At 43.1% G+C, this 13,253-nt stretch carries 12 protein-coding genes; 7 read left to right on the forward strand and 5 right to left on the reverse strand.

The window, feature by feature from the left end; translation table 11 throughout:
- Positions 1-177: 177 nt before the first annotated feature.
- The 3 genes from dnaJ to grpE form a co-directional block, all read right to left on the reverse strand.
- On the reverse strand, positions 178-1,299 hold the full coding sequence (gene dnaJ, locus QN395_RS18360; RefSeq protein ID WP_322121314.1) for a molecular chaperone DnaJ: 1,122 nt from the start codon (positions 1,297-1,299) through the stop codon (positions 178-180).
- A gap of 110 nt (positions 1,300-1,409) precedes the next feature.
- Positions 1,410-3,362, reverse strand: coding sequence for a molecular chaperone DnaK (gene dnaK / locus QN395_RS18365; protein ID WP_322121313.1), 1,953 nt, complete (start codon positions 3,360-3,362; stop codon positions 1,410-1,412).
- Between the two features lie 142 nt (positions 3,363-3,504).
- A complete protein-coding gene (grpE, locus tag QN395_RS18370; protein WP_322121312.1) occupies positions 3,505-4,050 on the reverse strand; it encodes a nucleotide exchange factor GrpE in 546 nt (181 codons plus the stop codon).
- Positions 4,051-4,958: 908 nt separating this feature from the next.
- Here grpE and rfbB point away from each other — a divergent pair.
- Genes rfbB through rfbD form a run of 4 tightly spaced genes read left to right on the forward strand, consistent with a single transcriptional unit; the run spans position 4,959 to position 8,416 of the window.
- Positions 4,959-6,032: a dTDP-glucose 4,6-dehydratase gene (gene rfbB / locus QN395_RS18375; RefSeq protein WP_322121311.1), complete on the forward strand. Its 1,074-nt coding sequence runs from the start codon at positions 4,959-4,961 to the stop codon at positions 6,030-6,032.
- Positions 6,029-6,925, forward strand: a complete 897-nt coding sequence (rfbA, locus tag QN395_RS18380; protein WP_322121310.1) for a glucose-1-phosphate thymidylyltransferase RfbA — start codon at positions 6,029-6,031, stop codon at positions 6,923-6,925. The genes rfbB and rfbA overlap by 4 nt, the downstream gene beginning before the upstream one ends.
- Positions 6,926-6,950: 25 nt before the next feature.
- Positions 6,951-7,496, forward strand: coding sequence for a dTDP-4-dehydrorhamnose 3,5-epimerase (gene rfbC / locus QN395_RS18385; RefSeq protein ID WP_322121309.1), 546 nt, complete (start codon positions 6,951-6,953; stop codon positions 7,494-7,496).
- The gene (rfbD, locus tag QN395_RS18390; protein ID WP_323492715.1) at positions 7,493-8,416 is read left to right on the forward strand and encodes a dTDP-4-dehydrorhamnose reductase; all 924 of its coding nucleotides are present in this window, start codon (positions 7,493-7,495) and stop codon (positions 8,414-8,416) included. The genes rfbC and rfbD overlap by 4 nt, the downstream gene beginning before the upstream one ends.
- 36 nt (positions 8,417-8,452) lie before the next feature.
- Here rfbD and QN395_RS18395 read toward each other — a convergent pair whose 3' ends face one another.
- Positions 8,453-9,412 carry a glycosyltransferase family 2 protein gene (locus QN395_RS18395; protein WP_322121308.1) on the reverse strand — a complete coding sequence of 320 codons (960 nt, stop codon included), beginning with the start codon at positions 9,410-9,412 and terminating at the stop codon, positions 8,453-8,455.
- A gap of 42 nt (positions 9,413-9,454) precedes the next feature.
- Entirely contained in the window at positions 9,455-10,696 is a 1,242-nt protein-coding gene (locus QN395_RS18400; protein WP_322121307.1) for a flippase, read from the reverse strand.
- Positions 10,697-10,876: 180 nt separating this feature from the next.
- On the opposite strand from QN395_RS18400, the gene QN395_RS18405 reads away from it, so the two are divergent.
- From QN395_RS18405 to QN395_RS18415, 3 genes are read left to right on the forward strand one after another with little or no spacing between them, the layout of a single operon-like run.
- Complete coding sequence (locus QN395_RS18405; protein WP_323492714.1) at positions 10,877-11,686, forward strand: glycosyltransferase; 810 nt, start codon at positions 10,877-10,879, stop codon at positions 11,684-11,686.
- Between the two features lie 5 nt (positions 11,687-11,691).
- Positions 11,692-12,666 (forward strand): SDR family oxidoreductase, encoded by a 975-nt coding sequence (locus QN395_RS18410; protein WP_322121305.1) that lies wholly within the window; start codon positions 11,692-11,694, stop codon positions 12,664-12,666.
- Positions 12,667-12,669: 3 nt separating this feature from the next.
- The gene (locus QN395_RS18415) at positions 12,670-13,230 is read left to right on the forward strand and encodes a sugar transferase (protein WP_322121304.1); all 561 of its coding nucleotides are present in this window, start codon (positions 12,670-12,672) and stop codon (positions 13,228-13,230) included.
- Positions 13,231-13,253 lie beyond the last annotated feature (23 nt).

Below are 13,253 nucleotides of genomic sequence, written 5' to 3' on the forward strand. Positions count from 1 at the left end.
AAGAAAACCAATCGCAACAGTGGCCACACCCATGCTCGACTTTACTGGTTTGGGTATTTTGCAAGAAGCTCTAATAAAAAACCCCATCAAAAATAATTTGATGGGGTTAGCGCTTATCGTCATTGATGACAAACTGTTTTTAACAAATAAAGATATTTCATTTAAAGCTATTCAAGCTCACTCAAAAAACTTTTTAACCTTATCCATCCAAGTCTTACTTTGCGGATTGTGCTTCGCTCCGCCCTCGACAGTTAATTGTTCAAAATCACGTAGCAACTCTTTTTGCTTGTCTGTGAGTTTGACTGGCGTCTCAATCACAACATGGCAGAACAAATCACCGGCATAACCTGATCGAACCCCTTTAACGCCTTTGCTGCGCAGACGGAATGTCTTGCCAGACTGCGTGCCTTCAGGAATAGTAAAAGACGCTTTACCGCTCAGGGTTGGCACTTCAATATCGCCGCCCAAAGCTGCTTTGACGAAAGAAATCGGCATTTCGCAATGCAAATCGTCTCCCTCACGCTGGAACACCGGATGTTGTTTGATGTGAATTTCCACATACAAATCACCCGGAGGACCACCATTGACGCCAGGTTCGCCATTGCCTGATGAGCGAATCCGCATACCATCATCAATACCTGCTGGGATTTTAACTTCCAGAGTTTTATTGCGCTTGATGCGACCAACACCAGAACAAGTGGTGCAAGGTTCAGGAATCATCTTGCCAGTGCCATGACACTTAGGACAAGCTTGCTGAATACTGAACAAACCTTGCTGCATGCGAACTTGTCCATGCCCGCCGCAGGTAGTACATGTGACCGGCTGTGTACCCGGCTTAGCACCAGAACCATGGCAGGTATCGCACTCATCCCAGCTAGGCACACGGATCGTGGTATCAAAACCATTCGCGGCTTGCTCTAATGAAATCTCTAAGTTGTAACGCAAGTCAGCACCGCGATACACTTGCGGACCATTGCTACGACCACGACCACCACCAAAAATATCACCAAAAATATCACCGAAAGCATCTGCAAAACCAGCACCACCGCCACCTCCGCCGCCCCCCATATTCGGATCGACGCCGGCATGTCCGTAACGGTCATATGCATCACGCTTTTGCGGGTCAGACAGCATCTCATATGCTTCTTTACCCTCTTTGAACTTCTCTTCTGAGGTTTTACTATCCGGATTGCGATCTGGATGATACTTCATCGCTAATTTACGATAAGCCTTTTTGATTTCGTCTTCTGTCGCGTTCTTTGCGACGCCCAGAATTTCGTAAAAATCACGCTTCGCCATCTCTTTGCACCTTGTTTTATATCAGCGAATTAAGCAAAAACGCCGAGCAGGAAATCGTCAACACGATTAACTGCCCGGCGAGTCATGGCGGGAATCTCCCGCCGGACTAATTACTTGCCGTCTTTAACTTCTTTAAAGTCAGCATCAACGACATCATCATCTTTAGCGTGGGCATCGGATGCGCCAGCGTTAGAAGAAGAACCGCCTGCCGCCGCACCACCGGCAGCAGCCTGTTGAGCTTGCATATCGGCATAGACTTTTTCGCCCAGCTTCTGCGATGCAGTAGATAAAGCACCAATCTTGGTATCAATCTCAGCTTTATCGCCAGTTTTCAGAATTTCTTCCAAATCTTTGATTGCAGCCTCGATTTTTTCTTTATCGCCTGCATCCAGCTTATCGCCATGCTCACTCAAAGCTTTTTTGGTTGAATGAACTAAGGCGTCGCCTTGATTACGAGACTCAGCCAATTCTTTGACTTTTTTGTCTTCGTCAGCGTTCAGCTCAGCATCTTTCACCATCTTCTGGATTTCATCTTCCGTCAAACCGGAGTTTGCTTTAATAGTGATTTTGTTTTCTTTGCCAGTTGCTTTATCTTTCGCACCTACATGCAAAATACCATTGGCATCGATATCAAAAGTTACTTCAATTTGTGGCGTGCCACGTGATGATGGTGGAATACCTTCCAGATTGAATTCGCCCAAACCTTTATTACCGGCGGCAATCTCACGCTCACCTTGGAACACTTTGATCGTCACCGCTGGTTGATTGTCATCCGCTGTCGAGAACACTTGGCTGAACTTAGTCGGGATCGTTGTGTTCTTTTGAATCATCTTGGTCATTACACCACCCAGAGTTTCGATACCCAAGGATAAAGGTGTTACATCCAGCAACAACAGATCTTTACGCTCGCCAGACAATACCGCACCCTGGATCGCTGCACCGACGGCAACTGCCTCATCTGGATTAACGTCTTTGCGTGGCTCTTTACCAAAGAATTCTTTCACCAGTTCTTGTACTTTAGGCATACGTGTCATACCACCGACCAAGATGATGTCATCGATGTCGCTGGTTTTAACGCCTGCATCTTTGATCGCGATACGGCAAGGCTCTATCGTTTTTTTGATCAATTCTTCAACTAGGGCTTCTAATTTGGCGCGAGTGATTTTCAAGTTCAAATGCACCGGTGCGCCATTTGCCATCGCAATATACGGCTCATTGATCTCTGTTTGCTGCGCGCTGGATAATTCAATCTTGGCGCGTTCTGCAGATGCCTTAATACGTTGCAATGCGATTGGGTCTTTTTTCAGATCGAGGCCATTGATTTTTTTGAATTCTTCAATGATGTAATCAATGATGCGTTGATCAAAATCTTCACCGCCGAGGAAAGTATCACCATTAGTAGACAATACTTCGAATTGCTTTTCGCCATCGACATCAGCGATTTCAATGATGGAAACGTCAAAGGTACCGCCACCCAAATCGTAGACTGCAATCTTGCGATCGCCTTTTTCAATTTTATCCAAGCCAAATGCTAATGCAGCGGCAGTTGGTTCATTGATGATGCGTTTTACGTCCAGACCAGCGATACGGCCAGCGTCTTTAGTTGCCTGACGTTGTGCATCATTAAAGTAAGCAGGCACAGTGATGACGGCTTCTGTCACTTCTTCACCGAGGTAATCCTCAGCCGTTTTTTTCATCTTACGCAAAACTTCTGCGGAGATTTGCGGTGGCGCTAATTTTTTGTCACGTACGCTAACCCATGCATCGCCATTGTCTGCTTTAGAAATGGAGTAAGGCATCAGACCGATATCTTTTTGAACTTCTTTTTCTTCAAACTTACGGCCAATCAAACGTTTAACGGCGTACAAAGTGTTGACCGGGTTGGTCACAGCCTGACGTTTAGCGGATGCGCCGACTAAAATTTCGCCATCTTCTTGGTAAGCAATAATGGACGGTGTAGTACGCGCACCTTCTGCATTTTCGATTACTTTTGGCTGGCCGTTTTCCATAATGGCCACGCAGGAATTAGTTGTTCCTAAATCAATACCGATCATTTTTCCCATGATATTTCCCTTTGAGTTTATTTATTCACTATTTTTGAGCTCTATACCTCAGTTTTACATCGGCATTTTCGCTCTATTGGTTTGGATATCGGGCAAAAAACCCTAATTTCAAGCATTTTTTAGGGGTTTTTACTTATTTTTCTTATTTAGCTTGTGCGACCGTAACCAGAGCTGGGCGCAATAACCGATCTGCGATCGTATAGCCTTTTTGTAACACTGTAACGACGGTGTTAGCGTCTTGCTCAGCTAGAACCATAGAGATTGCTTGATGCTTGTTTGGGTCTAACTTGTCACCAGTTACAGGGCTAATCTCAAGCAGGCGGTTTTTCTCAAACGCGGAGCTTAATTGCTTCAACGTCATTTCCACGCCTTCTTTTAATGAATCAATTGAAGGAGTTTCAATTTTGAGCGCCATTTCCAAGCTATCTTTGACTGGCACCATTGCCTCAGCAAAGCTCTCAATCGCAAATTTATGCGCCTTCGCAATATCCTCTTGGGCACGACGACGAATATTTTCGCCCTCTGCTTTTGCGCGCATAAACGCATCTTGCAACTCCGATACTTTTGCTTCTAATTGAGCCAAGGTATCAACTACTGACTCTTGTCCTGCTGGTGCGTCTTGAGGGATTTCTGACACAGCGGCTTCTTCAGGATTAGTCACTTCTGACGGTTTTTCTTGCTCTTGCATTGCTCATCTCCAAATCAATTACAGATAGACAATTGATTTGGGGGGTATCCATGTCATTTCAAGGGGTATTAGCGAACTTTTTAAGCGGAGCCCGATCGCCATCAGTTTATGCTGCCAAAAAGTTAATATTGAAATATATTTCGTTACAATTTCCACACAATTTGTTGCTGAAAAAATCAGCAACATCTCCTATTATGAATTCGATAGACAATTGCAAAAAATATTACTTTCTACGATGTCGTTTAAGTATCGCATTTTATATCTGAGGGAAATAACCATGAAACTCTCCATCGCTTCCATTATCGTTTTTGCTTACGCATTAGTGATAGTTGCTTGGATTTGCACTTCACAAACTAATGTGATTTGACCGGAGGTTGGTCACTGCATGAATTCAACATAGGAATGTAGATCTGCGTTTCCATCACTATTATTTGGGTTATATACTAATTCAGTACTGTCAAATCATATACTCCCTATAATCCATCCAAAAACCATCACATTCCCCATATATTCATTTGGCGATTTAAATATACTTACAGTGGGTATATTTAATCCTTACCTTAGAATTAACACAAATTTCCCCGCGATACCTTACAATAAAGTCGGTACTTTAGTACAAGGTTTAGCACAAATAGCCGCCACAGCCCAGTTAGGGCGATTTTGTATAGTTCTTATCTAAAACATCATTTACGCCCCCTCTCTCGCCCTGATATTAAATCAAGGCAAACATAGAGTTTTTAGCATCAACTTCTTAGAATGTATTATCAGACGATAAAACTGCTCTATTTGGCCTCAAATAGTAACTTTAAAGTCCATAATTTAATTTCACTGAAATGTAAATTATTCTTAGCACTACGAAATAGATAGCGAGTCGCGTAAAATCATGGTTTTTGGAAAAGGATACAAGCATGATTTTAGTAACAGGCGGAGCGGGGTTTATTGGTGCCAATTTTGTACTCGATTGGCTAAAGCAACATGATGAGCCGGTAATCAATTACGACAAATTGACTTACGCAGGCAATCTCAACAATCTTAAGGACTTGCGGCAAGATGCTCGTCACTTGTTTGTACAGGGTGATATTAATGATGGTGCCACTTTAACGGCACTTTTAGAAAAATATAAGCCAAGAGCTATTTTGCATTTTGCTGCAGAAAGTCATGTCGATCGCTCTATTCTCGGACCTGCTGCTTTCGTCACAACGAATATTAATGGCACCTTCAGTCTGTTAGAAGCTACTCGTGCATATTGGCAAAATTTAGCAGTACCAGAAAAAGCTGCTTTCCGCTTTTTGCATGTATCCACCGATGAGGTCTATGGCACTTTAAGTGCAGAAGATCCGCCGTTCTCTGAAACTACTGCTTACGCGCCCAATAGCCCCTACTCGGCATCTAAAGCAGCGTCAGACCATTTAGTACGCGCTTATCATCACACTTACGGTTTGCCTACGCTGACTACTAATTGCTCTAACAACTACGGCGCTTATCACTTCCCCGAGAAGCTCATCCCGTTAATTATTACCAACGCCCGTGCGGGTAAAGACCTGCCTGTGTATGGCGACGGCCAGCAAGTGCGTGACTGGCTCTACGTTACCGACCATTGTGCAGCGATCCGTCGCGTATTGGCCGATGGTCGTCTGGGCGAAACATACAACGTTGGCGGCTGGAATGAACAAAGCAATTTAAGTGTCGTTCATACCTTGTGCGATTTACTGGATCAATTGCAACCAAAAGCCAATGGCAGTTATCGTGATCAGATCAAACACGTCAAAGACAGACCTGGCCATGATCGTCGTTACGCGATTGATGCGCGCAAGATAGAAAAAGAGCTGGGCTGGAAGCCAGCAGAAACCTTTGAAACGGGTTTACGTAAAACGGTGGAATGGTATTTAGCCAATGACGAATGGGTCAACCAAGTACAGTCAGGCGAGTATTTAAAATGGGTTGATTTGCAATATAAAAATGACAAAGAGGTGGTCGCATGAGCTCAACTATGACTAAACGTAAAGGGATTATTCTGGCTGGTGGTTCAGGGACTAGGCTTTATCCAGTAACCCAAGCGGTCTCCAAGCAATTATTGCCTGTGTACGACAAACCGATGATTTACTATCCGCTGACCACTCTCATGTTAGCGGGTATTAAAGATATTTTGATTATCTCCACGCCACAAGATACACCGCGCTTCCAGGAGTTATTGGGAGACGGATCGCAATGGGGCATCAGCTTGCAATACGCGATTCAACCCAGTCCCGACGGATTGGCCCAAGCATTTATTATTGGCAAAGAATTTGTCGGCAACTCGCCATCCGCACTCATCCTTGGTGACAATATTTATTACGGCCATGATTTTGAAACTCAGCTAAAACAAGCCGATAGCAATCACAATGGCGCGACGGTTTTTGCTTACCACGTTCATGATCCGGAACGTTATGGCGTAGTCGATTTTGATCAACATCGGCAAGCCATCAGCATAGAAGAAAAGCCAGAAAAGCCGAAATCTAACTACGCTGTTACCGGGCTATATTTCTACGATACACAGGTGGTGGATATCGCAAGCAATATACAACCATCACACCGAGGCGAACTAGAAATCACCGATGTCAATAATGTTTACTTAAAGCAAGCGCAGCTCAAAGTAGAATTGATGGGACGCGGCATGGCATGGCTAGATACTGGTACGCATGAGTCCCTGTTAGAAGCAGGTCAATTTATTTCGACGATAGAAAAACGTCAGGGCCTTAAAGTCGCTTGCCCTGAAGAAATTGCTTTCCGTCGGGGTTATATTGACGATGCTCAATTAGAAAAGTTGGCCCAGCCACTTAAAAAGAATGAATATGGTCGCTATCTTCTTCAACTACTCAATAACAAAGCATACTAAATACATTTCAACTTAAGAAGAGATTATGAAAGTTACCCCAACTAATTTGCCTGAAGTAATGATCATTGAGCCACGCGTGTTTGGCGATGATCGCGGCTTTTTTTACGAAAGCTTTAATGCCAAAAAATTTGCAGAACTCACTGGCGTAGAAACAAATTTCGTACAAGATAATCACTCCATGTCGGCAAAAAACGTACTGCGTGGTATGCACTATCAAATCCAGCAAGCTCAAGGCAAATTAGTACGGGTCATCTCTGGCGAAGTCTTTGATGTTGCTGTTGATTTACGTAAAAGCTCGCTGCGCTTTGGACAATGGACTGGCGTTAGCTTATCAGCCTCTAATCAGCGTCAACTATGGATACCTCCAGGCTTTGCTCATGGTTTTTTAGTAACCAGCGACAAAGCGGAATTTCTTTACAAAACAAGCGATTATTGGGCGCCAGAGCATGAACGCTGCTTGCAATGGAATGATCCTGCAATTGGTATTCAATGGCCATTAGAGAACGAGCCAGTGATGTCTGCTAAAGATCAAATAGGTAAACTGCTCGCAGATGCAGAGGTATTTGAATGAGAATTTTACTGACAGGTAGCACTGGCCAGGTTGGAAATGCTTTACTAAGTACTCTGCAACACTTGCATCAAACTGAACTCATTGCCCCGCAACGGGCTCAAATGGATTTAAGTAATCCAGATCAAGTTCGTCAACTGATACGAGATATTAAGCCTGATTTAATCATTAATCCTGCTGCCTATACGGCGGTGGATAAGGCAGAAGCTGAAGCTAATCTCGCGCAGACGATTAATGGTGACATTCCGGGCATCATGGCAGAGGAAATCAAAAAAATAGGTGGAGCGCTGATTCACTATTCGACTGATTATGTATTTGACGGAAGCAAGCATGCAGAAGACGGCAGTCTAATTGCCTATACAGAGGAAGATCAGACAGCGCCTATCAATGTTTATGGCAAGACCAAACTTGCGGGCGAACAAGCAATCATTGCCAGCAATTGCAATCATCTGATTTTGCGTACCAGCTGGGTCTACTCCACGTTCGGTAAAAATTTCTTGCTCACGATGTTGCGTTTAGCAAATGAACGGGAAGAATTAAAAATCGTCAGTGATCAATGGGGTGCGCCAACGTGGGCTGGCTGGATTGCTCAAGCGACTACGGATATTGTCAGTCAATGGCAAATTGCCGGCAGGTCTCAGGATTGGTGGAAGGAGCATGGAGGGACATATAATTTTACTTCAGATGGCACTACAAACTGGTGTGGTTTTGCTCAAGAGATCATGCGACAAGCAGATGCTAAGAGATTGCTGAAAAAAAATGCTCCGGTTGTATTGGGCATACCTTCAACAGACTATCCAACACCAGCCAAACGCCCGCTTAACTCTATTTTATCAAGTGATAAATTAAGGGATGAATTGGGCATACTGCCACCAGCTTGGCAAGATGCACTGGCGGCTTGCCTAGAGCCTCATAACAATTAGACGCGCAGAATTTGACGTCCTGAATATTTACTCAGTTTACTTTATAGTCGGCATTGTCAGTGCTAATAAATACAAAATGACAGTGCCGAGAAAAGTTCGGTTTTCAATTTTTTTTGTTTTAAGCCCAGCTAATCGTCTTAACTTTGACATACCACCAAACTCAACCAAAAAATCAATCGCCTCGATACTGTGTTTTGGTATTGAGCCAAACCGGTATTTGAAACTTGCGGCTTGCTTCGCTGCGTTGTTAAGACTGTTTTTGGCAAGGGCATACTTTACCCTTGGGGAAAATAGTAAATCTCGATATCTTCTCTTTTTCGCTCCAACTTGATTGTTTTCGTGTTGACGATAGAAGATCGTCGGATCGCTGATATGCGACACTTTGCCAAAAGTGCTCGCTACCAAAATCAACCACCAATCATGCATTACTGCCTGCTCAGGCACAGGCAAAGCCAACTCTACAAGCTGTCGGTTAAACGCCATCGTGCATCCTGGAGCAACATTAGAAAAAAATATATTCTTAGCCGCTTTGTAGCCATCTGGTTTGATTTTTTGAGACTGAAAAAAAGATGTGCTGATTGTGTTTAACTGACTATCAGTGACGGTCAGATCAGTGAATACTAAAGCAGGACTTGATCGATCTCCTTCGCTCTCGACCTCAAGCAATTTTTCAATTGTTCTATGTATTTTGTTGCTAAACCAAATATCGTCTTGGTCTGACAACATAATGTAATCTGCGGTCGAATTCTTGATTGCATGATTAAAATTACTAATAACACCGCGCTCTTGATTGATAAGCAATCTTACATTTGGATGTTGCCGGGCGATCTCAGAGACAATAGCCGCTGTGCTATCTGTTGACATATTGTCGGAGATAATAATGTCACCCAAGGAAAAATCCTTAAGCATAATTTCATTAGCCAAAATCGAAGCGATTTGATCGGAAATATATTTTTTTCCGTTATAAGAAGCAAGCGCAATATCAATTTTTGGCATATTTCAAAAAATATAAAGTGGTCTGGATTCTGCTAAAAAGCTCTACATCAGAGAAATATTCTTTTTTCTCGCAACGACGATCATGGCGACAGTAATAGAAATTTCAGTAATGTACAGACTTGAGATTAAACCATTTGACTGATACTGATAAGTAAGAAAAGTCGCGTAAACAGCATGCAATGGTCCCGCAATTAAATATATCTTGCTAAGAACTTTGCTTTCGCCCAAAGCTAAAAACCGCCACTGAGACAAAATCGTCGCAACAGCAATAATGACAGGCAAAAACGCCAATGACTTCAGATAGAACGCAGCAGGTAAGAAGGCCTTACCTAAATAGCGCTCTGCAATAGTTTCTGCGAAAAAGTACATCACTAAACCGCAAAAAAACTCTAGGCTGATCAGTAAAATTGCACCTTTCTTAATGACCGATTTCGACTCTTCTGCCTTATCAGCAGCTTGGCTCAAGGCCGCAATTCTTGGAAATAGAGCAGCCGCAATCGGCTGAATAAAACCTTGCGCAGCAATGCGAATTTTGTCAGTTGCTGCAAAATAGGCCACTTGATCTGCACCTGCGAAAATCTTTAACAGGATAATGTTGATTGTCGTATAAAAGCTAGTAGAGATATTAGATAAAAATACTGGCCAACCTTCTTTCAATAGTAACTTAATGCTGCTGATATTAACTTGAGTTTTGGTGAAAATATTCTTGGAAGATAGATAATAAAAAGAGAGTACTGCTGCAATGATGCCGGGAATATTTTGCAAAACTGCGGCTGTAACCACATCATCTGCATTTTTTACAAAGATGAAAAATAATGGCAAAGGAAGGATGCGTGACGCACCTGTAATGAGCGCCAAAGATCGCATTCGCTCTAGCCCCTGAAATAACCAAGTCGGGAAAAGTGCATTTCCGATCACTCCAATGAAACAAGCAAATATCAACGCTGTATTTTGACGAATATCGTAAAAAAAAGCGATCAGAATAAGTAAAAAAATACCCGAAGCACCAGCTAATAACAGTTTGATTGCAATAGTGTTTGCAATGACCGAAGAAATATTTTTGTTATCACTACTATTAATGGCAATCAGTCGAGTTGCTGTAATCCCAAAGCCATAATCAGTGATAAGAATGAAGTATTGGATTACTGACTGCGTAAAACCAAGTGCCGCATAATTGTTCACATTTAAAGTTCTAGTTAAATATGGCAGTGTAATGAGCGGAGCGAGATAAATCACTGCTTGAACTAAGATTAAATAAAATATGTTTTTTGTAATACTAGTCATTTATTTTAAACTGTGTGGGAATGGTTTTCTGGTACAGACTTGCATAAAATACCCAAGAAAGGCAATAAAGAAACACAGTACAACGGACTACAAAGAGAATGCTAGCGAATTTTGAGTAAGTTCGAATATCAAGATTCGCAATGCCGGATAAAAAATACTCCCCGAAGGATGCAAGAGCATATGATCCATGTCGCCATTATCAGCCACGGACACGAAAAATTACTGATCGCCAGCCAACTTGGCGGTTTGCTTCATAGCGTACACAGCGGCGATGACATTAAGGTTTGGATCAAAGACAACCGACCGAACGCAGAACTACAAAATTATTGTTCGCATTATGGGATTAGTTATACAAACTCAAAACCGAACTTGGGTTTTGGCGAAAATAATAATTTCTTATTTAAAAAGGTAAGTGCAGAGTTCGGCGTTCAACCAGGCGACTACTTTATTGTGATGAATCCTGATCTAAGTACTACGCCGAAAACAATTCGCGCGCTGGTGACACAAATGAAAAAGGATGCCTGCGTAATCGCCAGCATTAACTTGTTCAAAGATGCTGAGTACAAGCTAACGGATGCCAATATCCGCTACTTTCCGACTTACAAGTCCTTGCTAAAAATCATGATGGCAAAGTCGCTGACCCAGCATTACGATAAAAACTCCATCATGCAAGCTTCTTATGTTGACTGGGCATCAGGAGCGTTTCTAGCTTTTGACGCAGCGCATTACAATCAATTAAATGGTTTTAATCAAGCCTACTTTATGTATTTTGAAGACGTTGATATTTGCTACCGGTCTCAAAAAATAGTAGGTAAAGGCGTCTTGTACTACCCTCAATTTAAGGCGATTCATCTGGCAGCACATAAAAATCGCCAGCTTATTTCTAAGCATGCCTATTGGTTTATTTCTAGCTTCCTGAAATTTTTATCTAGACGCTACTTTGTCTATTCCCGACAAAAACCGGTAGCCAGCTTACCCTTGGCGAAATAAGCAATATGAGAAGAACTATTTTGCTCACTGGTGCGACTGGCTTCGTGGGACGGAGACTCACAGATCAACTACAACAATATGGTGAGGAACTGATTTGCGTTAGTCGCCAAGCACAAGCGACTACCAGCGCAAATACGCTTACTCGCTATGAACGCATCCCTGACTTAAGTGCAGAGACCGACTGGACAAAACTGTTATCAGGATTAACGCATGTTATCCATTGTGCCGCGAGAGTCCATGTGATGAATGAAACTGCAGCTAATCCGTTGGCGCTGTTTCGCCAAGTCAATGTAGATGCGACTATCAATCTTGCACGTCAGGCAGCTAGAGCAGGAGTAAAGCAGTTTATCTTTATCAGTTCAGTCAAAGTTAATGGTGAACATACCATTAATAACCAAGCCTTCACCGAGGATAGCAAACCCCAACCAGAAGATGCTTACGGCATGTCGAAATATGAAGCAGAGCTTGCCCTGCTGGCTTTGGGGCGTGAAACTGGAATGGCAATTACCATCATACGCCCGCCACTAGTATATGGCCCCGGGGTCAAAGCTAATTTCCTCAGTATGCTGAATTGGGTACAGAAAGGTGTTCCACTACCGCTCGCCAGCATAGACAACCGACGCAGCTTTGTGTACTTAGATAATCTGGTCAGTCTGATTCTGGCGTGTATTGATCACCCGAAAGCAGCGCAACAAGTATTTTTAGTCTCTGATGGACAGGATTTATCGACTGCGCAGCTATTACAATGCTGTGCACAAGCATTACACGTACAGTCCAGACTTTGGCCTTTTCCACCTAAGTTGCTACTCTATGCCGCTAGTTTAGCGGGTAAAAAATCAGTGGCAGAACGCTTGTGTCAGTCTCTTCAAGTTGATATTTCGAAAGCACGGCTACTGTTGGGCTGGACTCCTCCGTTCACCACGCAACAGGGCTTGCAAGCAACGGCGGATGCCATTAAAAATAGTAAATCAAAAGGATAAGCTTTGAAACGTGTATTTGATCTCAGCCTCGCTCTCATTGCGGCATGCATCTTGCTGCTTCCGGTGGTAATCGTCGCCGTTTGCGTAAGTCTGACCTCACCCGGACCTATCGTGTATTGGTCTGACAGGGTGGGTCGGTACAATAAAATTTTTAAAATGCCCAAATTTCGCAGCATGCGCGTTGATACTCCTGCTGTAGCAACGCATTTGCTAGGTAACCCCGATCAGTATTTGACACCGATTGGCTCTTTTCTCAGAAAATCGAGTCTGGATGAATTGCCACAATTGTGGAGCATACTCAAGGGCGATATGAGCTTTGTTGGTCCGCGTCCCGCTCTTTATAATCAAGACGATTTAATTGCCTTGCGATCGGCAAAACAAGTAGACACTATCTTGCCAGGACTCACTGGCTGGGCGCAAATTCATGGCCGTGATGAATTACCAATACCTGACAAAGTAGAATTGGATGTGTACTATCTGCGGCACCGGTCATTTCTCCTAGATATGCGGATCCTGTTTTTGACTTTTTTTAAAGTCATCAAGCGGGACGGTGTTACACATTAGATCAATTAAAAAGAAAAAAAGGA

Origin of the sequence: Undibacterium sp. RTI2.2 (assembly GCF_035018705.1) — a bacterium.
In the GTDB taxonomy this organism is placed as follows: Bacteria; Pseudomonadota; Gammaproteobacteria; order Burkholderiales; family Burkholderiaceae_D; genus Undibacterium.